Genomic DNA, 26,304 nt, shown 5'->3' on the forward strand with positions numbered 1-26,304 from the left:
CCGGGGGCCGCCCGACGACACAGCCTGCCGTCCTCAGAGGATGTAGCCGCTCGAGGCGCTCCAGATCGCGTGCGTGCGGCAGTTGGAGTCGGCGTACTCCTTCGAGGTCGACTCGAAGACTGAGTAGAGACGCTTGACCGACGACCCCGCGGAGGCCGGCGCCCAGACGATCCCCTCCATCATCGGCAGGGTGTTGTGGCTCGAGCGCGCACCCGTCGAACGCACCTGCGTCGTCACCCTGCTGAGGTTGTCGCGACCCCACGAGCGGCTGAAGACGAAGTGGCTGCTCGTCACCTGGACGCCCTGCACGATCGACGGGGTGCCGTAGGAGGCGCTCGGCGTCAGCGTCACGACACCGGTGCTGGACGTCGCGTAGCGGCGCATGACGTTGCCGTAGAAGTCCCCGACGTAGAGGCTGCCGTTGAAGTAGTCGACGTAGGAGGCGTGCGAGAGGTTCTTCAGGGGGTAGCGCGCCGCGTAGCTGACCGCACGACGCGCTCCTGCGGGAACGGCCCGGACCCGCTCGATCGGGATCCGGTAGACGTACGAGCCGCCCTCGCTGTCGGAGACGTAGAGGTTGCCGCGCCCGACCGTGAGGCCACCGGCGTGGCCCTTCTTGGGCACCCCGCTCAGCTCGATGGTCTTGACCCAGGCCGACGTCGACCGCTTGTAGACGACGACGCGCGGCACCTCGAGCGCGTCCCGGTGGTACATCGACACGTACAGGTAGTCGCCCGTCGCGTCGTAGGTCATGCCCTGGGGTACCCAGTTGGTGTCCTTGTAGGCGCCGAGCGTGTGGCCCGACCAGTTGTCGAACGCGTTCAGCTGCGGGTCGGCGCAGCTGCTGACCTTCGCGAAGCCGACCGGCTCGATCGCCGAGGCCGTGGTGGCGGCGGCGACACCGAGCGTCGACGCGAGGGCCAGTGCGATGCCGGCCGCCGCGGTGCGCAGGCGTGTGCTCATGAGGTTCCCCTGTCTCCACGGGGAGACCTCTTCCCCCCGGTGCCCGGAGCGTACCCGCGTGGCCGTGCCCGGGTGGGCCGGGAGAGCCCGCGAGTCCGCGAGTCTCGCGAGAGCGTTTGTGCCGGTTGGCCATGAGCCGCGTGGGTCGTCCCCCCGGGGTCGACGGTTTTGTCCGTCGACGCGTCGTCGCCGCGCGCGTAGCGTCGAAGAAGGCCCCGCCGAGACCTTCTCGGGTGGCCCTGTGGGCCGGGGCCGATCCGATGAAGGGAGTGCACCGGTATGAGCTATGGCGTCGTCCACCAGTTCAAGGGGGGTACCAAGGACCAGTACGAGGCGTCGATCGCGGCGGTCCATCCTCCTGACGGGCTACCGGCAGGACAGGTCTTCCACGCGGCCGGGCCGTCCGCCGACGGCTGGACCATCGTGGCCGTCCACGAGTCGAAGGAGAGCTGGGAGGCCTTCCGTGACGGGATCCTGATGCCCCGGATGCAGGCGGGCATCGACGGCGGGTTCACCGAACAGCCCCAGGAGACCGTGTTCGAGGTGGCGAACGAGGTCCGGGCCTCGACCACGGCCTGACCGAGCGTTGCCTGACGGGCGTTCCCGTGCTTGGGGGACGCCCGTCAGTGCGCTTCCAGCACGAAGAAGATGAAGCAGATGAAGGCGGTCCGGTCGCCGAGGCCCGGGGGGAGCAACTCCTTCGGGGTGTCGGGGGAGAAGGGCGGCTCGCTGATGACCGCGATGCGGAAGCCGGCCTCGGTGAACGCGTCGGACATGGCGTGCAACGGCCGGTGCCAGTAGGTCAGCACCGCCTGCTGGTCGCCGAACGTGTACTCCTCCGAGTACTCGGTGACGGAGAAGTAGTCGGCATCGGGGTCGCTCGACTCCAGGATGCGCGGGTGGTTGACCGACAGGAGGAGGCGGCCACCGGGCCTGAGGACGCGGCGCAGCTCGGCCAGCGGGGCGGTCCAGTCCTGCAGGTAGTGCAGCACGAGCGAGACGACGACGTCGTCGAACTCGCCGTCGGCGTAGGGCAGCGGCCGGCCGATGTCGGCCACCCGCAGGTCGACGCCCTCGCCCAGTCGTCCGCGCGCCAGCTCGAGCATCGCCCTGCTGGAGTCGAAGCCCGACACGACGGCGCCCCGTGCGAGAAGGTCCTCGGCCAACGGGCCTGAGCCACAGCCGGCGTCGAGCACCCTTCGGCCGCGCACGTCGCCGGCCAGTGCGACCATCGCCGGTCGCGCGTAGTGGGCGTTGAAGAGGCCGGAGTCGTTCGTCTGCGCGTAGCTCGCGGCGAAGCCGTCGTAGTGGTCTGGCCTCATCACGTCTCGCTCCCTCGCGGGCTCCCGGGTCGGGAGCGACCGTGCAAGGGTGCCACGGCCGAGCGACGCCGGGCGTCCCGCGTCGCGGGCGCGTCGGAGACGCATCTGGGCTGCGTGGGAGGATCGGGTCATGTTTCGTTGGTTGACCGCCGGTGAGTCCCACGGCCCGGCGCTCGTCGCCGTCGTCGAGGGGGTGCCGGCCGGTGTCGAGGTCGGGGCCAAGGACCTGCAGGCGGCGCTCGCGCGCCGGCGGCTCGGTTACGGCCGTGGCGCGCGGATGAAGTTCGAGCAGGACGAGGTCGAGTTCCTCGGCGGCCTGCGCCACGGCCTGACGATCGGCTCACCTCTCGCGGTGCGCATCGGCAACAGCGAGTGGCCGAAGTGGACGACCGTCATGAGCCCCGAGGCCGTCTCCGACGAGGCGTTCGCCGCCGCCGACGACGTCAACGCCGAGAAGGAGGTCGCGCGCAACAAGCCGCTGACGCGTCCTCGCCCCGGTCACGCCGACCTCGTGGGCATGCAGAAGTACGGGCACGAGGACGCCCGGCCGGTCCTCGAGCGCGCGAGCGCCCGCGAGACCGCGGCCCGCGTCGGGCTCGGCGAGATCGCCGCGCGCTTCCTCGAGCAGGCCTACGGCATCCGCCTCGTGTCGCACACCGTGTCCATCGGCACGGCCGGCGTCGAGGCCGACGCCCCGGTGCCGACGCCCGAGGACGTCGAGCGCCTCGACGCCGACCCGGTGCGCGCCTTCGACGCCGCCGGCTCGGCCGCGATGGTGGCCGAGGTCGACGCCGCCCGCAAGGACGGCGACACCCTGGGCGGGGTGGTCGAGGTGCTGGCCTACGGCCTGCCGCCGGGACTCGGCTCGCACGTGCACTGGGACCGCAAGCTCGACGGCCGCCTCGCGCAGGCCCTCATGAGCATCCAGGCGATCAAGGGCGTCGAGGTCGGGGACGGGTTCGAGACCGCGCGCCGTCGCGGGTCGCAGGCCCACGACGAGATGGACCTCGTCGAGGGCACCATCACCCGGCGCACCGCCCGCGCGGGCGGCGTCGAGGGCGGCATGTCCAACGGCCAGCCGCTGCGCGTGCGTGCCGCCATGAAGCCGATCAGCACCGTGCCGCGGGCGCTCGCCACCGTCGACGTCGCCACCGGCGAGGCGGCCACCGCGATCCACCAGCGGTCGGACGTCTGCGCCGTGCCGGCCGCCGGCGTCGTCGCCGAGGCAATGGTCGCGCTCGTGCTCGCCGAGGCGTGCCTCGAGAAGTTCGGTGGCGACTCGGTCGCCGAGACGTCCCGCAACCATGCCGCCTACCTGGCGGCGATCCCGGAGGGCCTGCGCACGTGGTGACCACAGACGCGAACGAGCCGAGCGAGTCCGGCTCTGCAACAACGACCTCCGGCGGCGAGCGCCCGGTCGCGGTCGTCGTGGGGCCGCCGGGCGCCGGCAAGACCACCGTCGGACAGGCCCTGGCCCAGCGGCTCGGGGTCGCCTTCCACGACGTCGACGCGGCCATCGAGGCCGCCGAGGGCCGCAGCATCTCCGACATCTTCGTCGACGACGGCGAGCCGGTCTTCCGCGACCTCGAGCGCACCGAGGTGGCGCGCGCGCTCGCCGAGGAGCCCGGCGTCGTCGCGCTCGGCGGTGGCGCGGTCATGGACCCCCTCACCGAGGACGCCCTGCGCGGACACGTCGTCGTCTTCCTCGACGTCGCCATCGCCGACGCGAGCCGGCGCATCGGCTTCGACAAGTCGCGGCCGCTGCTGGCCGTCAACCCGCGGGCGTCGTGGGTGACGATGATGAACCACCGCCGCCCCACCTACGAGCGCGTGGCGTCGGTCCGCGTCGACACCGCCGGCAAGGCGCCCGAGGCGATCGTCGACGAGCTCGTCGTGCTCCTCGAGGCGGACCGGGCGTGACCGGCGCGGGCGCGCCGACGACGATCAGCGTCGGCGGCCAGTACGACGTCGTCATCGGCTCCGGCGTGCTCGACCGGGTCGCCGACTTCGTGGGTTCAGGTCCCGGCGCGGGAGTCGAGCGCGTGCTCCTCGTGCACCCGCCGACGCTGCCCGACCTCGTCGCCCGGGTGACCGGGGCCCTCGAGGCGCGCGGGTACCGGGTGCACGCGGCCGAGGTGCCGGACGCCGAGTCGGCCAAGACCGCGGCCGTCGCCGCCGACCTCTGGTCGGTGCTCGGGCAGGCCGGGTTCACGCGCAGCGACGCCGTCGTCGGTCTCGGCGGCGGCACCGTCACCGACCTCGCCGGGTTCGTCGCCGCGTCGTGGCTGCGCGGGGTGCGCGTCGTCCAGGTGCCCACGACCCTGCTCGGGATGGTCGATGCCGCCGTGGGCGGCAAGACCGGCATCAACACGCCCGAGGGCAAGAACCTCGTCGGCGCCTTCCACCCGCCGGCCGGTGTCCTCTGTGACGTCGACGTGCTCGCGACGCTGCCCACCGCCGACCTCGTGGCCGGCCTGGCCGAGGTGGTCAAGTGCGGGTTCATCGCCGACCCGCGCATCCTCGAGCTCGTCGAGGCCGACCCTGCCGCGGCCTCCCGCGCCGACGGCCCGCACCTCGTCGAGCTCGTCGAGCGAGCGGTCCGCGTCAAGGCGGACGTCGTCGCGGCCGACCTCCGGGAGAGCTCGCTGCGCGAGATCCTCAACTACGGCCACACCTACGGGCACGCCATCGAGCAGGTCGAGGGCTATACGTGGCGCCACGGCGAGGCCGTCGGCGTCGGCATGGTCTACGTGGCCGAGCTCGCCCGCCTCACGGGCCACCTCTCAGGGCCCGAGGGCGACGCGCTGGTCGCGCGGCACCGCGCGGTGCTCGAGTCGCTCGGCCTGCCGACCCGCTACGACGCCGGGCGCTGGGACGACCTGCTCGCAGCGATGCGCCGCGACAAGAAGTCCCGCGGGTCGACGCTGCGGTTCGTCGTGCTCGACGCCCTCGCGGCACCGACGCGCCTCGTCGGGCCCGACGACGCCGTGCTCGAGCAGGCGCACCAGCTCGTGTCGCGCCAGCAGGCCGCCGACGCTCACTAGACTCCGGCCATGACGGCAACGGTCTTCGTCCTGTCCGGCCCCAACCTCAACCGGCTCGGAACGCGCGAGCCGGAGCTGTACGGCTCCGACACGCTCGAGGACGTCCACGCCGCCGTGCAGCGCGAGGCCCGTGACCTCGGGCTCGTCGCCGACTGCCGGCAGACCAACCACGAGGGCGAGCTCGTCGACTGGCTGCACGAGGCCGTCGACGCCGGCGCCGACGTCGTGCTGAACCCGGGTGCCTTCACGCACTACTCCTACGCGGTGCGCGACGCCTGTGCCATCGTCACGACGAGCGGGCGCAGCCTCGTCGAGGTGCACCTGTCCAACCCGGCGGCACGCGAGGAGTTCCGGCACACCTCGGTCGTCGCAGGCGTCGCCACCGGCACCATCGCCGGGTTCGGGCTGCAGAGCTACCTGCTGGCGCTGCGCGCCCTGGTGTGAGCCGGGGGTTCGCCGGCGCGCGCGGTCAGCCCTGGCGCTGCTCCTCGCGGCGCCGGTAGAGCTCCTCGACCGCGCTCGGCAGCGTCGTCTCGAAGTCGATGAGCTTGGCCCACGTGGGCGTCACGACGATCCGCACCATGCCCTCGTACAGCGAGTGCACCTCTGCCTCCCAGGCCGTGCGCTGCTCGGGCGTCATGGCGTACGTACCGTTCATCGTGAGGAACTCCTCGGGGATGCCGTCGACGTCGTCGAGCAGGACGGTCCCGCGCACGAGCAGGATGGTCGGCGGGTGCACCTCGGTGTCGATCGCCAGGGCGACGGTGGGGTTGCGGCGCAGGGCCGCCAGCTTGGGGGCGTTGCGCGGCGTGCACATGACGATCTCGGTGCCGTTCCAGGAGAAGCCGATCGGCACGGTGCGCGGGGTGCCGTCGAGAGCGACGTAGCCCAGCCGGACGATGTCTCTCGCGAGCATCTCGCGGCTCCTGGGCCGGTTCAGGATCTCGGTGATGCGGTGCTGCTCCATGGCGCGTCCTCCTCGGTGCGGGTGCCTCGAGGCCTCGTCGGTGGGCCCCGTCACCCCATGGACGGAGCCACCAACCCGTTCTCGACATCAGTGCTCGCCGTGTCGACGGCGTCGAGGGTGGCCAGGGCGTCGAGGTCGCGGACCGCGTAGCGGTGGTGCTCCCACTCCTCCTCGAGGATCGTGTGCAGGCATGACAGGACCGTCTCGGGGTGGTCGGGCGACCACGGGTTGGTCCGTGGCTGCGCCAGCTGCTCGGCGGTGACGTCGGCGATGAAGTCGCGGACCAGGGCGACACGCCCGGCCCGGGCCTCGAGCACCGCGGCGAACGTGGGGGTGTCGGTGGTGAAGACCGACATGTCGAGGCCCTCGTCGCCGGCTCGCGGGTTGGCCAGGCCGAGCGGGTGGAACGGTCGCTCGGTGCCGATCACGGTGTGCCCCAGCCACAGGTCGGTGGCGAGGACGAGGTGGCGAAGCGTCTGCGCGAAGGACCATTCGCCGGCGACGGACTGCTCGACGGCGCCCTCGGGCATCGCCGACGCCCGGGCGACCGTGGCCACCCACGTGCCCTGCAGCACCTCCCAGGCCTCACGCAGCCCCTGGGGGTCGGCGGCCCGACGAGTCTCACGGCCGGGGAAGCGCCGGTTCAGCTCGGCCTCGACGAGGGGCGCGACGTCGACGCCGTTGACGACGAGGGTCGCTCCTCCCTCGAGCAGCCACGGCGAGTCGACCTCCATGCCGTCGACGTCGACGCCGCGAAGGACGGCGCCCGTGAGGTCGGTGTCGACGAAGCGCGCTCCGCTCAGGTCGGCGTCGCGGAACTCCCTGGGTGCGTGGTCGGCTGGGGCCCGGCTGGTGTCCACTCGAGCGACGTTACCGGTCGGCGCCGACGGACGGGCCCGAGCGGTCGTGGGCATCGCCGCCGGGCCGGTGGAGCGGGTCGACGAGCGAGGTCGGTGACAGGTAGGGGCGCAGCAGCGGGTCGGCGAGCACGTCCGGCGACCTGCGGGCGACGCCGGCCAGCAGGTCGGCGACCTGCACCCGTGGGTCGTCGCGAGAGTCGACCGTGACGAGTCCGGTCAGGGGGGAGGGGGATTCGGGCATCGCGCGGGCGAGCGCGTCCTGCAGTCGTCGGAGCCGGTCGGCGGTCAGCGCACTCTGCTCGTCGTGCACGACCCTGACCCGGCGCGTGCCGGCGCTCCAGAAGAGCACGGTCTCGGCGAGGGCCGGCAGCAGCGGTTCGAGTGGTGGTGGCACCGAGCGGTCGCCGTCGGCGATCCGTGCCGCCACGTCGGCGACGCGCTCGCGCCGGAGGGCGGCCAGCAGCTCGACGGCGGTGGACGCGACGGTAGAGCCCGCCCTGAGTGCACCGAGGAGGTCGTCACGTGCGAGGAGGAACGCGTCGACGATGTCCGCGTCGGGCCGGTGGCGACGCTTGGTGCGCAGGAGCGCGCCGAGGGCGTCGAGGAAGGCGAGCCACGGCTCGGCGTGACGGCGTCCTGCGCGGAAGAGCGCCAGGCTCGCGGGCCGGTCGCCGGCCACGAGTCGCGTGCCGGCCAGGTAGGAGGGCTCGACGAGGAGAACGTCGACGACGCGGCTGGCGAGGAACAGCTCCTTGTCGACGACGTGCACGTGCGCCCGCCCACCGAGGCGCTCGAGGAGCCACGCGAGAGCGGCCCGCGCGTCGGGGCCGCGCAGGACCGGGCCCGACTTCACCTCGTGCAGCGACCACCGCACGCCGGACCGGAGCGTGTCGGTGAGGTCGGCGGCCTCGTCGATACGCAGGTCGAGGCTCGCGTGGGTGAACAGGGGCGTCGCGGCGTCGAGCAGGTTGGTGCCGGAGAACCCGGACTCGTCGCACGCGATCTCCACGACGGCGTCCGACGTCGACTCCTCCGGTTGCTGGGCCGGGGGCAGGCCGCCCTGGGGCGGGAGCCGCTGCTCGCTCACCACGCGACACATGCTCGCCCGCGGACCGCCACGACGCCAGCGAATTGACCGCGGCGCGGTGGGCGCCGGGGGCTGTCCGTCCACAGCCGACCCACAGCACGGACACCGCGCGAGCATGGTGGCACCGGGCACCCTCGGGACGAGGAGGGCCAGCACGCCGACTCGGCCCGGGACGGAAGGCACGACCATGACCCAGCGCGAACAGCCTACCCGGTCCGACGAGCACGAGTGGGTCGACGAGCAGGGCCGGTCCGTCGAGGACCACGACCGCGGCCTGCGCTACGACCTCGGCACGCTGCTCGACCGGCGGCGCGCCCTGACGCTGCTCGGCGGCCTCGGGGTGGCGGGTGCCGTGGCCGCGTGCAGCACCGGAGCCGCGTCGACGACGGGGTCCTCGTCGGCGGCCTCCACGAGCGCCGCTGCAAGCGCCTCCACGAGCGCTGCTGCGAGTGCCGCTGCGAGCTCCGACGCGACCCTCGTCGAAGCCCCGGACGAGACGGCCGGCCCCTACCCGGGCGACGGGTCGAACGGTCAGGACGTGCTCGACGACTCCGGGATCGTGCGCCGCGACATCCGCAGCAGCTTCGGGTCGTCGACGACGACGGCCGACGGCGTGCCCCTCACCATCAACCTGACCGTCAAGGACGCCGCGACGAGCTCGGCCCGCGTCGGCGCCGCCGTCTACGTCTGGCACTGCGACCGCGACGGCAACTACTCCATGTACTCGCAGGGCGCCGCCGACGAGAACTACCTGCGCGGCGTCCAGGTGACCGACGCGTCGGGCACGGCGACCTTCACCTCGATCTTCCCCGCCTGCTACTCCGGCCGGTGGCCGCACGTCCACTTCGAGGTCTATGCCTCCGTCGACGACGCGACGTCGAGCGGGCCGATCGTCAAGACGTCGCAGATCGCGCTGCCGCAGGCGGCGTGCGAGTCCGTCTACGCGACGAGCGGATACGAGCAGAGCGTCGCCAACCTCGCGCAGGTCAGCCTCGAGCGCGACAACGTCTTCGGCGACGACGGCGGCGTGCACCAGCTCGCGACGATGTCGGGCAACGCGACCGACGGCTACACGGCCGCCCTCACCGTCGGCGTCTGAAGGTCAGGCGAGCGTCTCGGGGAGCGGCTCGGCGTGGACGACGGTCAGGGCCGACACGGCTCGGGTCAGCACGACGTAGAGACGGCGCAGGCCGGTGCGCTCGTCGGGCTCGGCCGCCGCGATGGCCGCCGGCTCGACGACGACGGTGCGGTCGAACTCGAGACCCTTGGCGACGCTCGCCGGCACGACCTCCACCTGGTGGTCCTCGTCGTCGCCGTGGTCGAGGTCCAGGCGGCCGTGGCGGATTCCCGCCGCGGTCAGGCCCGCCGCGACGTCGGCGACCATCGCGTCGGGGGCGATGACGCCGACCGAGCCGGGCTCGACGGCCGACTCACGCACGACCCGGGCCACCGCGTCGACGAGTGCGCCCGACGCAGTAGGGACGACGTCGAGACGCCCGGGGTTGGAGCGCACCGACACCGGCGCGCCGAGCCCGGGCGCCATGGCTGGAAGCAGCCGGGCGGCGTAGTCGATGACGAGGGCCGGCACGCGGAAGCCGCGGTCGAGCACGACGAGGTCGTGCGCGTCCTTGCCGAGGTGGCGCATGGCGTCATCCCACGACGACGTCGCCCACGGCGTCGTGCCCTGTGCGATGTCACCGAGGACCGTCGCGGACCCGGTGGAGCAGCGGCGTCCGACGGCGCGCAGCTGCATGGGGGAGAGGTCCTGCGCCTCGTCGAGCACGACGTGTCCGAGGCTCGGCACGCGCGTCAGCAGGTCGGCCAGCTCGTCGAGCAGCGCCATGTCGGCTCGGCTCCAACGGGCCGCGCCCTTGGTGCGAGCAGGCTTGTCCCACAGCAGCATCCGCTGCTCCTCGGCATTAAGGTCGTCCTCCGCGGCGGCGGAGAGGGCGTCGGGGTCGGACCACAGCCGGTGCAGCACCGCCTGCGGGTCGAGCGCCGGCCACACCGACGCGACGTACTTCTTCACGGCGGGTGACTTCGCCACCGACTCCTGCACCCGGTCGTCGGGGGCGTCGCCGTCGCGCTCCATCCCGAGCAGCACGTGGTGCGCCAGGCGCATCGGCAGCAGGTCGCGCGCCGCGGTGTACCGGACGCCGCGGGCGGCCAGCTCGTCGAGGACGTCCTGCACCTCGTACGCGGGGACGCGCCACTTGCGGACACCGCGTGGCACGACGAGCGCCTCGCTGGCCCGGGTGACCGTCGACCACACGGCCCGGCGGAGCACCGCGGCCAGACGCGCATCGCCCTTGAGCGTGGCGACGTCGGCGGGCTCGTCGGCCCGGACGCGGCCGTGGTCGAGGAGCGTGTCGATCGTCGCGTGCCCGACGCGGACCTCGCCGAGCGAGGGGAGCACCGCGCCGATGTGGTCGAGGAAGGCGCGGTTGGGGCCGACGACGAGTACGCCGGAGCGGTCGAGGCGCTCGCGGAAGGAGTAGAGCAGCCACGCCGCACGGTGCAGGCCGACGGCGGTCTTGCCCGTGCCCGGGGCGCCCTGCACGCAGATCGTCGTCGTGACGTCGCTGCGGACGATCTCGTCCTGCTCCGGCTGGATCGTCGAGACGATGTCGCGCATCGGGCCGGTGCGCGGGCGCTCGATCTCGGCCGCGAGCAGCGAGCCACCGTCGACGTCGTCGGCGGTGGTCGCCGCCTCGAGGTGCTCGTCCTCGATCGCGGTCAGCCGGCCGTGGTCGACCCCGAAGCGGCGCCGCAGCACGACATCCATGGGCTCGAGGCGCGACGCGCGGTAGAAGGCGGTCGACACCGGCGCCCGCCAGTCGACGACGACCGGGTCGCCGGCCTCGTCGCTGACGTGCCGGCGCCCGACGTGGAACGACTCGGCAGGGCGACCGTCCGCGTCGATGTCGATGCGGCCGAAGAAGAGGGTGGTGCGCGGGTCGTCCTGCAACGAGGCGATGCGGCGGGCGAGGACCCTGGAGAGCACCTCGCCGCTGATGGCGTCGCTGGCGCGCGACGCATCGAGCGCCTCGGCGGCCTCGCGCATCCGGTTCAGCTCGGCCCGCGCCCGGTCGAGGAAGGCCTGCTCGCGGACCAGCTCGGCGTGCATCGGTTCGGTCGTCGCAGCGTCGGGCGCGGGCATGACGAAGCCGCCTCTCTCAGGCCGGGGAACGATGGGGGACGGGCGAGCCTACACCCCCGGGCACGTGGCGCGGCACCGGCGATTCCGCGTTCGGGCGGGCCCACGGCTAGACTTGCGCGGCAACTTCCAGGACATGACAGCGACCGGGTCCCGGCGCGCCCGCGGGGCGTCCACCGGCCGGCACACGAAAGCGGTTTCCAGCAGATGGCATCTACGAACGACCTGAAGAACGGCCTGGTTCTCAACCTCGAGGGCCAGCTCTGGTCCGTCGTCGAGTTCCAGCACGTCAAGCCGGGCAAGGGCCCCGCGTTCGTGCGCACCAAGCTCAAGAACGTCCTGTCGGGCAAGGTAGTCGACAAGACCTTCAACGCCGGCGTCAAGGTCGAGACGAGCAACGTCGACAAGCGGACGATGCAGTACCTGTACAAGGACGGCTCGGACTTCGTCTTCATGGACACCGACACCTACGACCAGCTCAACGTGTCGGAGACCACCGTCGGCGACGCCGCGAACTACCTCCTCGAGAACCAGAACGCCATCGTCGCCACGCACGAGGGTGCGCCGCTCTACGTCGAGCTGCCGGCGTCGGTCGTCCTCGAGATCACCCACACCGAGCCGGGCCTGCAGGGCGACCGCTCGACGGGTGGCACCAAGCCGGCCACGCTCGAGACCGGCGCCCAGATCAACGTGCCGCTCTTCCTCGAGACCGGCACCAAGGTCAAGGTCGACACCCGCGACGGGTCGTACCTCGGCCGCGTCAACGACTGATCGGACTCGGAAACCACGTGGCTGCACGCACCAAGGCCCGGGCCCGGGCCCTCGACATCCTCTTCGAGGCCGACCAGCGCGGCATCAACGCCGTGACCCTCCTCGAGGAGCGCCTCGCCGACCGCGAGTCCCGGGCGGCCAACAACCCGTACACGGCCGACCTCGTGCGCGGCGTCGTCGGGCACTGGAACGACATCAACGCCGCGCTCACCGACTACAGCCAGGGGTGGACGATCGAGCGGATGCCGGCGGTCGACCGGACCCTGCTGCGCCTCGGTGCGTGGGAGGTGCTCTGGAACGACGAGATCCCCGACGGTGTCGCGATCTCCGAGGCCGTCGCGCTCGCGACCGAGCTGTCGACCGACGAGTCCCCGTCGTTCGTCAACGGCCTGCTCAGCCGACTGGCCGAGGTCAAGGCGACGATTGTCTGACCGACGCCGTCACGCTCCGACGAAAGGGCACCCACCAAGGCTGGTGGGTGCCCTTTCGTCGTACCAGTGAGGCCGAGACAAGGCCAGCGCAGCCGTGTGTGAAAGAGCGTCCCCTCATGCCGATGATGGGACGTTGCGATCGTGCCGATGAGGGCGCGCGACAGTAGCCTCGTTCTCGTGCGCGCCGACGAAGCACTCCCTCGAGCGGGGTCCTCAGCCACCGGCGCGTATCACTACCGCCCACCACCCGGCTTCTGTCGCTTGAACACCGATCTCCCGCCCCGCGAGCACCAAGGAGACCTGGTCATGGGCCGCTGCACGGCCATAGGCGTACCGGTACGCTCCGCCGGGCGGCATTTCGCCCTGGGCTTGAAATCCCTCGTAGCTCGGCTCCGGTCCGGAGGAGGGGCCCTCCTGCCAGCGGCCGGCGTCGTCACACCAATACTGTGTGAACTCGATCAACCGACCATCGCCGTTGGTGTCAACCAGTGCTAGCCCCCTGTCGTTACACGCCGCCGTAACCAGTATCTTGGCGCAGCGCACATCCCAGCCGCCCAGAGACAGCAGATCCTCACCCCGCATCATCTCCACGGTCGCTTGATATCACGATCAGACCGTCGGCATCTGCCGCCAACACCGATGCCCCGGAAGCACCGCAGGTGAAGCGTCTCACTGGTTTCCCGTCTGCATCTAGCCTCCGGCCATACTGACTGCCAGGCGGACCCTCTACGCGCTCCTACCCGCGGCGGTGTTCGGGGCTGCTGCGGGCGGCGCAAGACGCACCAGGTCGACCGAGTCGCCAGCCAGCCAAACCTGATGCACTGACATGCCGCGAGTCGCTGGGACTGCGCGAACCGTTCAGCCACTCTCGCCAAGGGCCGCAGCGAGGGCGCGCGCATCGTGGGCTGCCTCGCCGAGCAGGGCAAGCACGGCGGGATTGGCAAGGTGATCGCTGACGGCGTTGTGCCAATGGTTGTCGTCCTGCTCCGTCTGGCCTTCGCCTGCGCGGCTGACCAAACCAGCCAAGATCGCCTGCAGGTCCTGAAGGTCCCCCCACGCGTCCCATTCGGCATCGGACGCGTCTTGGGGAGGCATCGGCGGTGACACGGACTGAACTCGACGATGGCGTTCCAGCAACTCCTGGTTCACTCGCTTACGCACAATCGCAGTCTCACACGGGCGCTGCGTGGCAGCCCCTCATGCCGCAACCTGACTGAACCGTCAACCTATGGGCCGCCCGTCGACCGGAATGTGCGCTACTGGTCCGTCCGCTGGCTGTCCGCGAAAAGGTCATGGGGCTGGCTCGCCGGAACCACCGTGTCGAAGATTGGCGCGCCAATACGGCCCCACGGGCCCGCTTTGAGGCCGACGGCCTCACCGGTGTCCTCCATGGTTGCGGCGGCGCCGCCCACCCTCCATTGGCGAAAGCGGATTCGGCGGGCCAGCTGGCGCTCGATCCACCGAATGGCCCACTGTGCGAGATCGTCGGCACTCGCCTCCACTCCGACGACCTGCAGGCGTCCGCCGTCGATGAACCAGACGTCGTCGAGCGGCGTGCTGTCGTTACCCCAGTCGCCGTCGAGGCGGAGACCCTGGTGCGAATCGGTTGGCCACAGCGCGAGTTCAAGCTGTCGAGCGGCTCGGTTGCCGGGAAACGTGGTCATGGCGGGGAGATCCACCGAGAGGTAGAGAGGCGCTCCGAAGGCCATGCAACTCGTCTCCTCTGGAGAAATGCTCCAGGAAGAAGCTCCGGCGGCGGCTCGGAGGGCGGCGAGGAAGGACTGCTCTCCGGCGTCGCGTCCGTCAGCGCCGTCGAACCATTCCGCTACGTCACCCATACTCACGCCGCAGAGTCTGGCAGGGACGGAGGAGCGGACGACGTACGGAAATGCCGCGAGTCGGGCACGACCGACGCGGGTGGTCCTGTCGCTGCGCGTATGAATATCGCGCCCGTCAAGCCAGAGCACGCGCCCGCCTAGTAATGACCCTTCCCGCCGATGCCGAACGGTGGCTCCATGTCCTTCTCAACGATGTCGACCTCGCCGCACCGCTTGCAGGTGCGTCTAACCGTGCGATTGGGCATCCGTTCACGCGACCACCTGTGTCCTATGACCGTGCAAAGTAGGCGGGCCATTTGCCCATCGTCCTCGCGCAAGACGGAGATCGTCGTGCTTTCGCTATACCCGGGCGTGAAGCCGCTCAGCGTGGTCACGCTGGATGAACTGCACTCTCGCCTCGCGTAGACGTCCGCTCATGCCGCTACTGGTGCGACGCGTCGAGAGCCCCACGCACCGTGCCCGTGACTAGCAACTGCTGGCCGCCGCCTGACCGACGGACGCCAGCATCACCAGGCCCGTGCCAACAAGAGCCATCGTGGCCACGGCGGTTCCCAGGCCAGCGATACGTTGCCGGGCGCGTCCCGCTGGTGGGCCTAGGGCAGTCCAACGACGATGAGGAGCAAGAACCAAGCCGGCGGGATCAGTGCCCAAACCCAGAAGGTCCTCGAGCAGGGAGCCGGCCCCGCGGCGGTGAGGAAGTAGGTGATGTAGACGGCGGCGCCAAGTAGCTCAACGCCCGCACAAGCGACCCGGATACGCGACTTCGCCAAGGTTTTCGTCTGCGGGAGCGGCGAGTGGGTGCCATGGGAATCATGCGTCTGTGAATGAGCAGGTGTGAGATGGAGACTGGCCCGGGACTCGTCAGTCATGCGCAGAGACTAAGGGTCGATCGTCCCGCCACACGCCCCTTTGTACGAACGTCCGCTCATGCCGCGCATGGGACGGCAGTCCGACCGGTTCCGAATCGGCGGCGCGTCGGCGAAAGCTTTTGCGCGCCCGGGCTCGCTCCAAACCTTCCGGAACTAGCATTCGGCGGGGGCATCCGGCCCGTGAATGGAGGCGACAGTTGAGCCACTCGCAATTGACTACGCCTCACCCCCAGGCTGTAGTGGCCAGTCTCGCGGTGATCGTCGCCATGCTGATGGGCGGATGCACGCCACGGCCTCCAGGCTTCGTCGTGGTCGGCCGTGACAGCCACGGCGTCCTCGTTGGAGGGATGGTGGTGTGCGCTGATGCCCCGGACACCGCCCTGCTGACGCCCACTGATCAAATCGAAAAGACTTCGCCCAAGACTCAGGCGCAATGGCGACTCAGACGTGAGGATCTGCACGAAGGGCATCTCGTCACGTGGCCCCTATTCGGCAGCACCACCGGCGAGACCATCCGCTCCCTCAACACGCTCACGAAAGCCCCAGTGGAGGCAATGTCTCTTTACGTTCAACGGCAACCCTCCGCGGGCGCCTCGGGGATCGACTTCGACATGGCTCAGCTCAACGCACTCTCGAACGCGCAGTTCTTGTACCGCGGCTCAGGTGACCATATTCAGGCCGGCACCGAGGCCGACATACAGGGAGCCGTCTACTGCTAGCGCCACCGCGAGTTCCTCGCCGTCACCGCCGATGCGCGCGCAGCGTTCGGACATGCCGCGGTCAGCGCGGTCGTGCCGATGAGCACTGGTTCGCCTTGCCGGGTCCCGCCACCGCGTCCGCTTCTGTCGGCCCCATACGACAAGGTCACGGTTTCTGATCGCTGCTCGGTCTCCGGCCATGCGCCACGACGTCGCGGTCTAGCGTGACCGTCACCGACAGGGGGCACCAATGGGGACGAGACGGTCAGGCCGTGGGAAGCGGTGGTGGCTTGCCATGGCGCTGCTGCCAGCACTGGCAGGCTGCGCCAACAGTCGGGTCGCTCCACCGCCAGATGCCACGAGAATCGACGCGCGACACGATCCCGAACTGCTTGTCGCGGCGTGTACATCGAGTGGGCTCACACTGTCATCCCAGATTGTCTCCGCGAGCGCGGCGGGCCTCCGCATCTCGGTGAGCAGTACGGGCCCGGCCGGGACCTACATGAACCTCAGCTGGGACGGCGGCGGTGAGGGAAACCTCGCGCCGCGAACCCCTACGGTCTGGACTCTGCCGGCACCCCCAGGGTTCGTGCAGATCACGTGTTCGACGCCAATCCACGAATGGCCGGCACAGACCGTCACGGTTACCGATCCCCAGCACCAGTGGAGCCAAACCACGATGTCTGATCTCGCCTGCCCACCCGGCATTTCACCCGGGTGGACAACCACAGAGTCGGGACACGGGGCCACGGCCGAGGACGCCGTCAGGGACATGCTTCGCATCATGAAGCGGACCGACTGGTCGCACGCTACGCAGACGAGGGCGCCGGTCGGCTACCCCGAGTCTCCCGTGCAGACATGGATCGTCGCCGTATCAGACCGGCCGGAGCTCTCAGCCACGGTCACCAAGGCTGGGGCTTCCTTCGAGGCGAGCCCAGGCACCATCTGCCACACCTGACGCCGGCGGCGACATCCTCATATACCCCAGGGAGTCAGCGTCCGGCCGTCGGGGCGTCGCTCAAGACATCGACGAGGTGCCGCGCCAAACGAGGAGCGACGACATCGGCGGGACGCCCAAGCAGGGAGTCGACCTCCTCGGCCTCGGCGGGTCTCTGCATCACTCGGAACGTGTCCGAAAGCGATCGCCCTTCGAAGTTCACTTCGCTCAGGGCGGCGTCTCGGTCGATGTGGACCCAGAGGTCTACGCACCCACCGGTTTGGTTGCCATGGGACTGAGGCAAGTTGGGGTAGCGACGGCGGATAGCGTCGTAAGAACCGCACCACACCAGCCGGTGCTCTCGGGACGGCCAGTCGTCGGCATCGTCCTCGGTCTGTGCGCGCGCCGCCGGCTCACGTTCCCAAGGAGTGTCGGCGAGAGCCGCGCATACAGCCGCATCCACGGCCTCCACGGTCGCACGCATCCTCATGTCTCTGAGTCTGCCTGACAGGACGTCCGCATTTGCCGCGAGCAGCCCACCGCCAGGAGCAGACGCCGCCGAGACCGGCGGTACCCCGGCGCAGCGGCTGCCGTCTGAATGTCCCGCCGACTCCAACCCAGGATGAGTAGGGCTACAGATGCTCACCCCGTGCCGACCGGCGACCCTGTAGCGATGAGAGCGATCAGGGGCTACGGCGACTACCTGCTCGCCCTGGCCATCCTTTGGGTGGCGCCAGCCGTGCTGGTCACCGTCCTGCACCACACGCTGCCGACGGAGAACCCGAACGGGCAGTGTTCCGGGATCGGCTTCGGCTGCACGCTGACCCCGGCCGACGGCGTCCTGTTCCTCGGCATGCTTGCCGCGCCGGTCCTCTTCCTGCTCGGGCTCGCCGCCATCGCGCTCATCGCACGGTCGCGCCGCCGCCGGCAGAGGCTGCGCTCTGAGGACGTCCGTCCGGCCGCACCGCCGATGCGGACGGGCGACTGACCGCCGCTCCCGGTGGAAGACAGCAAGCCCGTGACCCAGAGCCGTTTACCGCTCATGCCGCGGGTGGTTGTGTTCGCTGGTGGCTCATGCCGAAGGTTGGAGCTCCTTCACCGCCGTCCTAGGCGGTTGAACCAACGCACGAGCGCCGGCGCGGCGGTGGATTCCTTCCATTTGGCGATGAAGTTGTCCGCCTCCGATGCCGAGACCACATCACCGGGGGCCGTCGGGTCCAGGCATGGAACGATTCGTTTCGGGTCAACGGGTCGCCCGGGAAGGACTAGGTAGCAGCTGAGGCCGTTGCTCATCTGACGGGACAGCGAGGAGATGAAAGCGTCGCGGCGGAACCGGTTGCACAACAGCCGCAGGCCCTGGGACTCCAGCCGAACGCGCAGACCTTGGAGCGCCTCTTCGAAGTCGTAGCCTGCCGCGCTCACTGGGCCGCGGCCCGCGACAGACACGACGATCTCGCATGCGTCAGGCGCTTCGCGCGTGTCCACAACGCACGACAAGTGCGCACCGGAGGAAACCTCGACCGCTGCGAGGTTGACCGTCACCACCAGCAACCACCCCTTGGCATCACGCCCCGATCCTGCCAGTCCCGCGTGCTCCGCAGCGTCCGCGTGGGAACGTCCGGATCTGCCGCAGAGAGGTCGGGCCGCCGCGGCCGCCGGTAGGTTCACCATGGACGATGACCGCCAACGGATCCTTGGAACGCTCTGGGCCGACATTCGAGGGCTGACCGTCGAGAACGTGCAGAACTACCCCGCCGCGGCCCGAGCAATCAGCGCCGGCGCGGATCCAACCGATGTCGCACGGGCCATGACCGCGGCCGCGTACGAGGCCACCTTCAACGCGCTATCCCTCCTGACTGGAGAAGAGGACCTCCAGGAGTTAGCCGCGTCTGGCGCAGCACTCGGCCTCCACGAGGACCTACTGTCCGCAGACCCGAACGGGGATGAGGGGCGAGACCTCTTCACCTGACGCACTCATCTCCTGCATTTCGGTGCAGACTCGCTCGGACAGGCCAGCCCGCCGCCTAGTGTTTGGCCGTGGACAGGAGCCAGAGCGAACTGCGACGCGAGTCGGAGTTCTTCTCGCGCCAGATCGCCCCCATCGCGCAGCAGATCCTCGAGGCCACGGATGCTTGGGCGGCCTACCGGGCTGGCAACAAAATCTCAGACGCACTCGTTGACGACTTGTCCTGGCTGCCGCACGGCGGGGACGTCTATCGCGGCTGGGCTGAACTCACCGACCTCTACGAGACCGGAAAGACGCCGATCATCGACGCGCACGCCGCCCTACGGAAAGCCGCCGTCGACTGGCTCGACATGTCATATGCCCGGGATGCGACCATCGACGAATGGATCGGAAACACCGCAACCACGGTCAACGAGCTCGCTGGAAGGGACGGCGACTTCTGGCGCTCACCCTCGTAGAAACGCCCGGTCATGCCGCCGATCGGTCGCGCCGATGACAGGACCTTCCCGCCGTGCCCCTGGAAGACTGCGCCCATGTTCCACGAGCGGTTCGCGGCGGCTGCCCAGCGCCTGCTGGCGGGCGATGACTCCGTCGCAGCCGCGCACCAGTTGGAACGCATCGTTCTCGAGGACTACCCGGGAGACGAACGGCTAGATGACCTGCATGAGGCCCTCGCCCTCTACGCGCCCGGACAGGGGTCGCCCTACGTGGACGCCGAGTCTCTGCGGGAGGTCATCCGGCGCGCCCTTGCGAGATTGACGGCCGCTGAGGCGTGAACGTCCGCAGATGCCGCCGATCGGCCGTGCCGATCGTCCCGCGTTCCGGGTGCTCTTCTTGGCACGCTGAGCACATGGCTCGACCACCCGTCACGCACGCGTTCACCATGAACGGCCGCATCCACGGTGAACTCAAGGACGCGCTTGATCCGGATGACGTGTTGCTCCGTCGGCGTCTGGCACTGCTCGACGGCATCGATCGGTACTCGCTGAGTCTCTGGGAGCTTCCACCAGGAACGCCGTTCGACCGAGTCAACCTCGGCCGATGGCCCAAGGAGTACGTGCAGGCTGCCGGCTCGCGGGACCGGCTCACGGTGGAGCTCCGCCGCACAGAGGACTCCGGCCCGTGTCAGTACGTCGTAGGGCGCGCAATGTCCGGTCCGGAACCGCGGCCCGCCGTCTCGCTGACATGGGATGGCATGACGACGACCGTCTTGGCCAACGAGGTGTTGGATGCGGAGGAGGCAACAGCCGTATTCATTCGCTACCTTTGCGACAACGGCATCCCGGAAGGTTTCGAGCTTCGTCGGCTCGATCTTTGAGGCTGCGCGACGCTGCTTCTCGACATCCGATCATGCCGCTCTCTGCGCGGTGGTCCTGCTCGGAGGCTGGGTCTCCAAGTCCGCTCCCTCGCGACAACAGGGCCATACCGTGTGGCCATGACCTTCTTCGCCGCGAGATCGGAACGGGCAGAACGCAAGAAGCTTCTGGGCGGTCGACCCAACTTTGTGGTGCGTACATCCAAGAGCCTTGTGGCCGCCGCGCTTTGGGACTACGGCGAGGATGCTCTTGCTGAACGAGCCATCGACATGACCGACGAAGAGTTGATGAGCGTCGAGAACATCTCGGCGTGGTACGAAGACCCGGCCTATCCTCTCCCCGTCAGCGGGCAGAGGGTCACTCACAGCCACGTCAGCGCATTCGCAGCGATCACCCTGTTCGAGGGCCGGCTACGACCCCTAGCCCGCGCCCGCCGGCGTCCAGCGCGAGACCGTCCAGCAGCCTATGGCGCGCAACCGCCTGCACACTAGGAGCGACGCGCAGGCTCGATCGCTCATGCCGCTCGTCGGACGACGTCAGACCATGCCCCGCATCGCAAGACAAGAGGCGCCGACCTCAGGTCTCGTCCACCAGTTCGTCCGCGCTCGGGACCCGACGGGACTCGTAGCCCCACCGCTCCAGAACCTGCATGATCGTCGCCGCTCCCACGGGGTTGGACGTGTGGACGACTACGAGGTCGAACGGGTACGGATCTCCGTCGCTGGCTGCCCGGGCCAACTCGTCCAGAACAGGCAGCGTGCTGTCGACCGACCCGTCCACGATGCCCAAGTCATGATCAAGCCACAGTTGCCCATGTCCGTAGTCACGAACCAGTCCCAGAGCGGCCAAGGCTTCCCCGCTCGTCCGCGCTCGGAAGTGCTCTCGGCCGTCGCGGAAGGTGCGGGTGTCGTCGACCAGCAAGACAAAGGACATGACCGTGATGATGCACGGCAGCGTCCACCCAGTCGACACATATCCAATCCGCGCCTTCGAAGCACGTCCGATCATGCCGCTGGCCGGTCGTGCTGACGGTCGGTCGTGGCGAGGGATGAGAGGGTCCACCTCCTCGCGTGTCATCATCACCGCGTGCGAGCCAGCAAACCCTCCGCCGGGGCGACATCCCCAGGAGAGGTAACGCCGTGGAGGGACGGGCTCATGGGGCGGCGCCTTTTTGTCTGGGCTTATCGCGCGGCCACCGTGGCCATGGCCATGCTGTTTCTGGGTGCGGCTGCCGCGTTCGCCTTCTTTGACGCGGGTGGGTCGAGGAGTACTGACGCGGTGCTCGCTGTGGGTTTCTCCGTTGGGGCGGCCTACGGGCTGTTTCTGAACCGAGCTGTGGGACGCAACTGGCGGGCGTACGTGGCAGCCCGGCGCGAGGGACGTCGCTGGGGGCACTTCGTCGAGGTCCTTTACCCGCCGCTCTGGGGGTTCTCCAAGCGGTAGCCAACGCCTCCATGGGCGGCTCCCGGCATGGGCATGAAGGAGGGCGGCCTTCCGGACATGCCGCAGGTCGGTCATAGGTGCGCGTTGCGATGAACGGCCCTCCGGCCTGCCAGGATCGCCTCGTGGACCTACTTGATCTACTCCTTCAAGACGAGCACGAGAAGGCGCGGCAGCGGCTGCTCGCCGCAATCGATCGAGGCGAGCCCACTTTCGAGGAGGTCACCTTCAACGTGTTTGAGGTGATCCTGGATCGCGAGGCCAGAGAGGCACGCGTCTTCGACGTGCTCGACGGCAACGCCGAGCCCACCGTCGTCACCCTGGATGAACTGCGTTCCCGTCTCGCGTAGACGTCCGGAAATGCCGCCGAGCGCAGGTGCCTCCGCCGCCCCGGGTCGCTGGCGTGCGACCGCTTGGCCGGGCCGGTGCTGAAGCGATCGACAGGTGTCGGCGCCCAGCGCTGGTTCAGGGTCGCTGCTGGTCGGCCGGTGCGCCGTGAGCGGGGAGCGTCTCGCTGGCGGCCCAGCTGGCGAGTAGGGCTAGCGCGTCGTGGGTTGGCGTGCCGGGCTCCGGGAGGTAGGTGACCAGGCTGGGGCTGGCGCCGGGCTCGAGTGGCAGTGACTCGAAGGGCAGGTCGAGGTCGCCAACGATGGCGTGGTGCAGCTTCTTGACGCCCGTGGTGTGGATGCGGACGTCGTGGGCTGCCCAGCGGAGACGGAAGTCCTCGCTGCGGGTGGACAACTCACCGATCAGGTCGGAGAGCCCTCGGTCGTATGGGCTGCGGCCGGCTTCGGCCCGCAGGAGGGCGACGGTGTCATTCGCGACGGTCTTCCAGTCGCGGAACAGGGAGGTTGCCCGCGGGTCGAGGAAGACGAGGCGGGCGTTGTTCACGGGCTGGTCGGTGTCGTACCAAGGCGAGAAGAGGGCGCGGCCGAGGGCGTTGGCGGCGAGCACGTCGAGGCGTCCGTTTAGGACGACGGCTGGCACGGTCGGCATCGCCTCGAGGAGGCGTTGGATGGTGGGGCGAACGCGGGTGGCCGCGGGCGAACGCCGTTTCATGGCGCGTGGTGGTGTGCCCGCGGTGCGGAGGAGATCAAGCAGGTGCGCCCGTTCGGCGACGTCGAGGCGCAGCGCGTGGGCGATCCCGTCGATGACGCTCTCGGACACACCGGTGGCGTCGCCTCGTTCGAGGCGGATGTAGTACTGCGGCGAGACTCCGACAAGCAGGGCGGCCTCCTCTCGTCGAAGCCCAGGCACCCGGCGGCGGCCGTCGCCGTAGGTCGGCAGGCCAGCCTGCTCGGGCGTGATTCTGGCTCGACGGGTGCTGAGGAACTCCCGGATCTCAGCCCTGACGGCGTCTCGGGGGCGCGGGTCCGGTGCGGTCACGTCATCAACTGTAGGAGAGCCCAAGCCGAGGTTGGGGGTCCCTCTCAGTGGCCCCCACGACAGGGACTGCCACGGCTTCTTGTCTGCTGCTTCTCTGGCTGGGGGGGACCACATCCGCGTCGCCCACCCGATCCACCCACAGGAGACTCATGCAGACCGCACACCTCGGAGGCCTCGTGGTCTCCCGCATCGGCCTCGGTGCCATGACCATGGCCGGCACGTACACGTCGGAGGGCGGACTCGACCACGACGAGTCGACCCGCACCATCCACCGAGCCCTCGATCTCGGCGTCACGCACATCGACTCCGCCGAAATCTACGGACCCTTCCTCAGCGAAGAGCTCGTCGGACGCGCCGTCCCCGGCCGCCGCGACCAGGTCGTGCTCGCCACGAAGTTCGGCCTCGTGTCCCACCACCCTGGCACCGACCCCCAGCCCGGCAAGGTCGACAGCAGTGCCGCGAGCGTCAAGGCCGCCGTCGAGGGCTCGCTGCGACGCCTCGGCACCGACCACATCGACCTGTACTACCAGCACCGGGTGGACCAGTCGACGCCGATCGAGGAGACCGCGCAGGCCGTCGCCGACCTGATCGCCGAGGGCAAGGTGCTGCACTTCGGCCTGTCGGAGGCGTCGCCCGAGACCATCCGACGCGCCCACGCCGTGCAGCCTGTGTCGGCGCTGCAGACCGAGTACTCGCTCTGGACCCGCGACGTCGAAGCGGAGATCCTGCCGCTGCTGCGCGAGCTGGGCATCGGCTTCGTGCCCTACTCGCCGCTCGGCCACGGCCTCCTCACCGGCCAGATCCGCACCGTGGACGACTTCGCCGACGATGACTGGCGTAAGACCAACCCGCGGTTCGTCGGCGAGAACTTCCGGCGCAACGTCGCGCTAGTCGACGAGGTCACCGCCATTGGCGCCGAGATCGGCGCGACCCCGGCGCAGACCGCGCTCGCGTGGATCCTCACGCGCGGCACCGACATCGCGCCCATCCCCGGCACCCGCCGCGTCGCCCGTGTGGAGGAGAACACGGCCGCCGACGCGATCGAGCTCACCACCGACCAGATCGCGCGCCTCGAAGCGCTGGAGCCCGCGGCGGGAGCACGGCATGACGACGTCAACATGGCGTCGATCGACCGCTGAGGCCCACTCGCTCCACCACATGCGCGGAGTTTCCCACCGGTACCCCTACCAGTGGGATGGTGCTCAAGGCGGTTCTGGCCGGCCCGATCAACCCCGGAAACGTATTTGACCTGAGCACCAGCCGGGCGAGCAGCCGTGGGCGGACATCTGCGCCGAGGGCATGATGAGCGCTGGCTGCCGACACCCAGTTCATCGAGGCCAATCACGCCAGTGGGAGCCGCCCTGCAGCGGCCCCTGGGCATGAACTCGGGCCGGCGGAGACGTCCGCTATTGCCGCTTCGCGCGCATGGCGACGGCCGGGTTAGCTGGGCCCGGCATGAGAGCATCTCGCCGTGACGCAGGAGCTGAGCCGGCCACGGCGATCGCTACCCCGACGGTTCGGCTCGAAGATTGCCGAGCTGGTGGGTGAGGCCGCTGTGGAGGGCCTCTTCGCGGTTGTCGCGTGTTCAATCGCTGGGGTCGTGATCGCGGGCTTCATCTGGGGATGGAATCGCCACCCGGGTGCGACGGTCACCGCTACTGCAGCGATGGCCTGCTTGTTGGGCTACGGCGCCTGGAGCCTCCGCCCCAAAGCACGACGAGCGCGTGAGGATGGGCAGGGTCGGCGGATTGCCGCCATCGCTTCCGGCGCCTTGGTTGTGACAGCCATATGGCTGCTCTACGTCTTCACCTACTGCAGCTGCGCCTGAGGGCATTGCGGGCCCATCCGCCCCCTCGCCGACATCCCGTCGGGCGAACGTCCTCTTCTGCCGCTCCTCGGAGTGCCGCGCTCGCGTCCGGTGGAGCCGTAAAGTGTGCACCGGGTTGAGGACAGGGGTCGTTGTGGCAGGAGGCGCCTTCAGCGAGGGGACGGTGTTTACCGTCCCACTCCGCACCGACGGACTTGCTATCGGAGTCGTGGGCAGAGCCAGCACGTCCAGCATCCTCTTCGGCTTCTTCTTCGGGCCGCGACGCAACGAAACCCCGCCTCTGGATTCGCTGGGGGAGCTGACTCCGGCGGGCGCAGCGCTCATCGGACGCTTTGGACACCTCGGGCTGCGAGACGGCAGATGGCCTGTTCTTGGAACCCTGCCCGACTGGGACAGGTCACGTTGGGCCATGCCGACGTTCGCGCGGCGGGAACCCATCACGGGCGCGACCTTCAGCACCAGGTACGACGACCAGGACCCAGCTCGCTTGGTCGGTGAAGAACGTGTACGTGAGGAGTTGGTCGCCTGCAGCCCTGACGATGGCCTGATGGGAGCGGGCTTCGTCGAGATACGCCTGACCCGGCTGCTCGACTGAACGTCCGGATTTGCCGCTGGTGGTTCAGAGCACGCGTACGTCGTTGACGACTGCCATTCCTGTCGCCCTGACCTCGCATTCTGCGCTGAGGTCACTCGGCCCCTCATCGGTGGTCCACAGCGGCAGCGTCACCCAAACGGCGCCATCGCCCCTCTGTCCGAAGTCCGAGCGCGGATGTTCCCAGATGTCGTCTGGTTGCCGGATGAGGGCGGCCCCGGACGCCCTATACGCCCGGACCCATGTCAGCTGTTCAGGCCGGTTGCCCGCAGTGAGGTCATCAAGCGCTGTGCGAAGCGCGGCACGGTACTCGGTTGGGATCGACGCCACACAGGGACCGTAACTGTTCCGGAGTAGAACGACGGCGCTCCTCGAACGTTCGGTCATGCCCTTGTGCGCATCCGCCTGTGATCAGTCCCCTGCAGTCTTCATGTCCGCGTACTCGTCCTGGATGACGCCCCTGTTCACCCATCGATCGAGAAGGGCGCCGTGCGCGCCGGCGCCATCCAGCACCTCGCGGGGTCCTGCGAAGTGGCCCACGAGGACTCCTTCGCCGGCGTACTCGTCCCCGTCCATGGGCGTGAACTGGTAGACGTCGAGAAAGTCTTCGTTCCCGTCGTCAAATGCTTCAAAGCGGCGAAGCTCGATTCCGCCGGCGGTCGGGACCGCAGACAACCACTCGACCGTGCCGGCGCGGAGGCTGGCAGTCAGCATCTGTTCGATGCCCAGGCCTCGAGCTAGGGCAGCCTCGGCCTGTGGTTCGGTGAGGTGTCGCACCGCGCAATCATGCCCCGGCCAAGAGCGCTCCGCGGAGTCTCGACAGCTTGTGCCC

Annotated in this window: 35 protein-coding genes; 19 read left to right on the forward strand and 16 right to left on the reverse strand. The window is 69.6% G+C overall.

The annotated features are described in order from the left end of the window. Window positions 1-33: 33 nt before the first annotated feature. Window positions 34-963: an NHL repeat-containing protein gene (locus tag RY076_RS21835; protein WP_323101744.1), complete on the reverse strand. Its 930-nt coding sequence runs from the start codon at window positions 961-963 to the stop codon at window positions 34-36. A 279-nt stretch (window positions 964-1,242) separates the two neighbouring features. Between RY076_RS21835 and RY076_RS21840 the strand changes: the two genes are divergently transcribed. Next, on the forward strand, window positions 1,243-1,542 hold the full coding sequence (locus RY076_RS21840; protein WP_323101745.1) for a hypothetical protein: 300 nt from the start codon (window positions 1,243-1,245) through the stop codon (window positions 1,540-1,542). A gap of 44 nt (window positions 1,543-1,586) precedes the next feature. On the opposite strand, the gene RY076_RS21845 is transcribed toward RY076_RS21840, so the two are convergent. Next, window positions 1,587-2,285 carry a class I SAM-dependent methyltransferase gene (locus RY076_RS21845; RefSeq protein ID WP_323101903.1) on the reverse strand — a complete coding sequence of 233 codons (699 nt, stop codon included), beginning with the start codon at window positions 2,283-2,285 and terminating at the stop codon, window positions 1,587-1,589. A 130-nt stretch (window positions 2,286-2,415) separates the two neighbouring features. Here RY076_RS21845 and aroC point away from each other — a divergent pair, with 130 nt between their 5' ends. From aroC to aroQ, 4 genes are all read left to right on the forward strand, one after another. Beyond that, entirely contained in the window at window positions 2,416-3,636 is a 1,221-nt protein-coding gene (gene aroC, locus RY076_RS21850) for a chorismate synthase (RefSeq protein WP_323101746.1), read from the forward strand. Window positions 3,637-3,713: 77 nt separating this feature from the next. Further along, complete coding sequence (locus tag RY076_RS21855; protein ID WP_323101906.1) at window positions 3,714-4,205, forward strand: shikimate kinase; 492 nt, start codon at window positions 3,714-3,716, stop codon at window positions 4,203-4,205. Continuing rightward, window positions 4,202-5,329, forward strand: coding sequence for a 3-dehydroquinate synthase (gene aroB / locus RY076_RS21860; protein WP_323101748.1), 1,128 nt, complete (start codon window positions 4,202-4,204; stop codon window positions 5,327-5,329). The genes RY076_RS21855 and aroB overlap by 4 nt, the downstream gene beginning before the upstream one ends. A 9-nt stretch (window positions 5,330-5,338) precedes the next feature. Further along, window positions 5,339-5,773 (forward strand): type II 3-dehydroquinate dehydratase, encoded by a 435-nt coding sequence (gene aroQ / locus RY076_RS21865; RefSeq protein WP_323101749.1) that lies wholly within the window; start codon window positions 5,339-5,341, stop codon window positions 5,771-5,773. A 25-nt stretch (window positions 5,774-5,798) separates the two neighbouring features. On the opposite strand, the gene RY076_RS21870 is transcribed toward aroQ, so the two are convergent. The 3 genes from RY076_RS21870 to RY076_RS21880 are packed head-to-tail and all read right to left on the reverse strand — an operon-like array spanning window position 5,799 to window position 8,255. Continuing rightward, window positions 5,799-6,296, reverse strand: a complete 498-nt coding sequence (locus RY076_RS21870) for a pyridoxamine 5'-phosphate oxidase family protein (RefSeq protein ID WP_323101750.1) — start codon at window positions 6,294-6,296, stop codon at window positions 5,799-5,801. Between the two features lie 50 nt (window positions 6,297-6,346). Beyond that, entirely contained in the window at window positions 6,347-7,156 is an 810-nt protein-coding gene (locus RY076_RS21875) for a DinB family protein (RefSeq protein WP_323101751.1), read from the reverse strand. Between the two features lie 10 nt (window positions 7,157-7,166). Further along, on the reverse strand, window positions 7,167-8,255 hold the full coding sequence (locus RY076_RS21880) for a hypothetical protein (RefSeq protein ID WP_323101753.1): 1,089 nt from the start codon (window positions 8,253-8,255) through the stop codon (window positions 7,167-7,169). Between the two features lie 175 nt (window positions 8,256-8,430). On the opposite strand from RY076_RS21880, the gene RY076_RS21885 reads away from it, so the two are divergent. Next, window positions 8,431-9,342, forward strand: coding sequence for an intradiol ring-cleavage dioxygenase (locus tag RY076_RS21885; protein WP_323101754.1), 912 nt, complete (start codon window positions 8,431-8,433; stop codon window positions 9,340-9,342). 3 nt (window positions 9,343-9,345) lie between these two features. On the opposite strand, the gene RY076_RS21890 is transcribed toward RY076_RS21885, so the two are convergent. Further along, window positions 9,346-11,403 carry a HelD family protein gene (locus RY076_RS21890; protein ID WP_323101755.1) on the reverse strand — a complete coding sequence of 686 codons (2,058 nt, stop codon included), beginning with the start codon at window positions 11,401-11,403 and terminating at the stop codon, window positions 9,346-9,348. Between the two features lie 204 nt (window positions 11,404-11,607). Between RY076_RS21890 and efp the strand changes: the two genes are divergently transcribed. Together efp and nusB are read left to right on the forward strand one after the other, a co-directional pair. Next, window positions 11,608-12,171, forward strand: a complete 564-nt coding sequence (gene efp, locus RY076_RS21895; protein ID WP_323101757.1) for an elongation factor P — start codon at window positions 11,608-11,610, stop codon at window positions 12,169-12,171. 17 nt (window positions 12,172-12,188) lie between these two features. Continuing rightward, complete coding sequence (gene nusB, locus RY076_RS21900; RefSeq protein ID WP_323101760.1) at window positions 12,189-12,602, forward strand: transcription antitermination factor NusB; 414 nt, start codon at window positions 12,189-12,191, stop codon at window positions 12,600-12,602. 213 nt (window positions 12,603-12,815) lie between these two features. Here the strand turns inward: nusB and RY076_RS21905 are convergent, their stop codons facing one another. The 4 genes from RY076_RS21905 to RY076_RS23700 all read right to left on the reverse strand — a co-directional run bounded on the left by RY076_RS21905 (window position 12,816) and on the right by RY076_RS23700 (window position 14,736). Then, on the reverse strand, window positions 12,816-13,193 hold the full coding sequence (locus RY076_RS21905) for a hypothetical protein (RefSeq protein ID WP_323101763.1): 378 nt from the start codon (window positions 13,191-13,193) through the stop codon (window positions 12,816-12,818). Window positions 13,194-13,460: 267 nt separating this feature from the next. Continuing rightward, a complete protein-coding gene (locus RY076_RS21910) occupies window positions 13,461-13,763 on the reverse strand; it encodes a hypothetical protein (RefSeq protein ID WP_323101765.1) in 303 nt (100 codons plus the stop codon). A 95-nt stretch (window positions 13,764-13,858) separates the two neighbouring features. Further along, entirely contained in the window at window positions 13,859-14,446 is a 588-nt protein-coding gene (locus tag RY076_RS21915) for a hypothetical protein (protein WP_323101767.1), read from the reverse strand. A gap of 131 nt (window positions 14,447-14,577) precedes the next feature. Then, window positions 14,578-14,736, reverse strand: coding sequence for a DUF1660 family phage protein (locus RY076_RS23700; RefSeq protein WP_413785817.1), 159 nt, complete (start codon window positions 14,734-14,736; stop codon window positions 14,578-14,580). An 827-nt stretch (window positions 14,737-15,563) separates the two neighbouring features. Between RY076_RS23700 and RY076_RS21920 the strand changes: the two genes are divergently transcribed. Beyond that, window positions 15,564-16,028, forward strand: coding sequence for a hypothetical protein (locus RY076_RS21920; protein ID WP_323101769.1), 465 nt, complete (start codon window positions 15,564-15,566; stop codon window positions 16,026-16,028). Window positions 16,029-16,999: 971 nt separating this feature from the next. On the opposite strand, the gene RY076_RS21925 is transcribed toward RY076_RS21920, so the two are convergent. After that, window positions 17,000-17,434, reverse strand: coding sequence for a hypothetical protein (locus tag RY076_RS21925; RefSeq protein WP_323101770.1), 435 nt, complete (start codon window positions 17,432-17,434; stop codon window positions 17,000-17,002). Window positions 17,435-17,617: 183 nt separating this feature from the next. On the opposite strand from RY076_RS21925, the gene RY076_RS21930 reads away from it, so the two are divergent. Continuing rightward, on the forward strand, window positions 17,618-17,932 hold the full coding sequence (locus tag RY076_RS21930) for a hypothetical protein (RefSeq protein WP_323101772.1): 315 nt from the start codon (window positions 17,618-17,620) through the stop codon (window positions 17,930-17,932). Between the two features lie 107 nt (window positions 17,933-18,039). Here the strand turns inward: RY076_RS21930 and RY076_RS21935 are convergent, their stop codons facing one another. Further along, window positions 18,040-18,486 carry a hypothetical protein gene (locus RY076_RS21935; RefSeq protein WP_323101774.1) on the reverse strand — a complete coding sequence of 149 codons (447 nt, stop codon included), beginning with the start codon at window positions 18,484-18,486 and terminating at the stop codon, window positions 18,040-18,042. Between the two features lie 127 nt (window positions 18,487-18,613). Between RY076_RS21935 and RY076_RS21940 the strand changes: the two genes are divergently transcribed. The 5 genes from RY076_RS21940 to RY076_RS21960 all read left to right on the forward strand — a co-directional run bounded on the left by RY076_RS21940 (window position 18,614) and on the right by RY076_RS21960 (window position 20,717). Further along, window positions 18,614-18,913, forward strand: coding sequence for a hypothetical protein (locus RY076_RS21940; protein ID WP_323101775.1), 300 nt, complete (start codon window positions 18,614-18,616; stop codon window positions 18,911-18,913). Window positions 18,914-18,981: 68 nt separating this feature from the next. Continuing rightward, complete coding sequence (locus tag RY076_RS21945; RefSeq protein ID WP_323101777.1) at window positions 18,982-19,368, forward strand: hypothetical protein; 387 nt, start codon at window positions 18,982-18,984, stop codon at window positions 19,366-19,368. A 75-nt stretch (window positions 19,369-19,443) separates the two neighbouring features. Then, on the forward strand, window positions 19,444-19,686 hold the full coding sequence (locus RY076_RS21950) for a hypothetical protein (RefSeq protein WP_323101779.1): 243 nt from the start codon (window positions 19,444-19,446) through the stop codon (window positions 19,684-19,686). A 74-nt stretch (window positions 19,687-19,760) separates the two neighbouring features. Beyond that, window positions 19,761-20,228, forward strand: a complete 468-nt coding sequence (locus RY076_RS21955; protein ID WP_323101780.1) for a hypothetical protein — start codon at window positions 19,761-19,763, stop codon at window positions 20,226-20,228. Between the two features lie 117 nt (window positions 20,229-20,345). After that, window positions 20,346-20,717 carry a hypothetical protein gene (locus RY076_RS21960; RefSeq protein WP_323101781.1) on the forward strand — a complete coding sequence of 124 codons (372 nt, stop codon included), beginning with the start codon at window positions 20,346-20,348 and terminating at the stop codon, window positions 20,715-20,717. Between the two features lie 85 nt (window positions 20,718-20,802). Here RY076_RS21960 and RY076_RS21965 read toward each other — a convergent pair whose 3' ends face one another. Next, window positions 20,803-21,159, reverse strand: coding sequence for a cyclic-phosphate processing receiver domain-containing protein (locus tag RY076_RS21965; RefSeq protein ID WP_323101782.1), 357 nt, complete (start codon window positions 21,157-21,159; stop codon window positions 20,803-20,805). A 632-nt stretch (window positions 21,160-21,791) separates the two neighbouring features. Here RY076_RS21965 and RY076_RS21970 point away from each other — a divergent pair. After that, window positions 21,792-22,016, forward strand: coding sequence for a hypothetical protein (locus RY076_RS21970; RefSeq protein ID WP_323101783.1), 225 nt, complete (start codon window positions 21,792-21,794; stop codon window positions 22,014-22,016). Between the two features lie 115 nt (window positions 22,017-22,131). Here the strand turns inward: RY076_RS21970 and RY076_RS21975 are convergent, their stop codons facing one another. Further along, window positions 22,132-23,052, reverse strand: coding sequence for a helix-turn-helix domain-containing protein (locus RY076_RS21975; protein WP_323101784.1), 921 nt, complete (start codon window positions 23,050-23,052; stop codon window positions 22,132-22,134). A gap of 149 nt (window positions 23,053-23,201) precedes the next feature. Between RY076_RS21975 and RY076_RS21980 the strand changes: the two genes are divergently transcribed. The 3 genes from RY076_RS21980 (at window position 23,202) to RY076_RS21990 (ending at window position 25,475) form a co-directional block, all read left to right on the forward strand. Then, window positions 23,202-24,191 (forward strand): aldo/keto reductase, encoded by a 990-nt coding sequence (locus tag RY076_RS21980; RefSeq protein ID WP_323101785.1) that lies wholly within the window; start codon window positions 23,202-23,204, stop codon window positions 24,189-24,191. Between the two features lie 332 nt (window positions 24,192-24,523). Then, on the forward strand, window positions 24,524-24,880 hold the full coding sequence (locus RY076_RS21985) for a hypothetical protein (protein ID WP_323101788.1): 357 nt from the start codon (window positions 24,524-24,526) through the stop codon (window positions 24,878-24,880). Window positions 24,881-25,043: 163 nt separating this feature from the next. Then, window positions 25,044-25,475, forward strand: coding sequence for an Imm26 family immunity protein (locus RY076_RS21990; protein WP_323101790.1), 432 nt, complete (start codon window positions 25,044-25,046; stop codon window positions 25,473-25,475). Window positions 25,476-25,499: 24 nt separating this feature from the next. Here RY076_RS21990 and RY076_RS23710 read toward each other — a convergent pair whose 3' ends face one another. Together RY076_RS23710 and RY076_RS21995 are read right to left on the reverse strand one after the other, a co-directional pair. Next, complete coding sequence (locus tag RY076_RS23710) at window positions 25,500-25,859, reverse strand: DUF7668 domain-containing protein (RefSeq protein WP_461782311.1); 360 nt, start codon at window positions 25,857-25,859, stop codon at window positions 25,500-25,502. Window positions 25,860-25,883: 24 nt separating this feature from the next. Beyond that, complete coding sequence (locus RY076_RS21995; protein WP_323101792.1) at window positions 25,884-26,249, reverse strand: hypothetical protein; 366 nt, start codon at window positions 26,247-26,249, stop codon at window positions 25,884-25,886. Between the last annotated feature and the right edge of the window lie 55 nt (window positions 26,250-26,304).

Origin of the sequence: Intrasporangium zincisolvens, assembly GCF_034724055.1 — a bacterium.
In the GTDB taxonomy this organism is placed as follows: domain Bacteria; phylum Actinomycetota; class Actinomycetes; order Actinomycetales; family Dermatophilaceae; genus Monashia; species Monashia zincisolvens.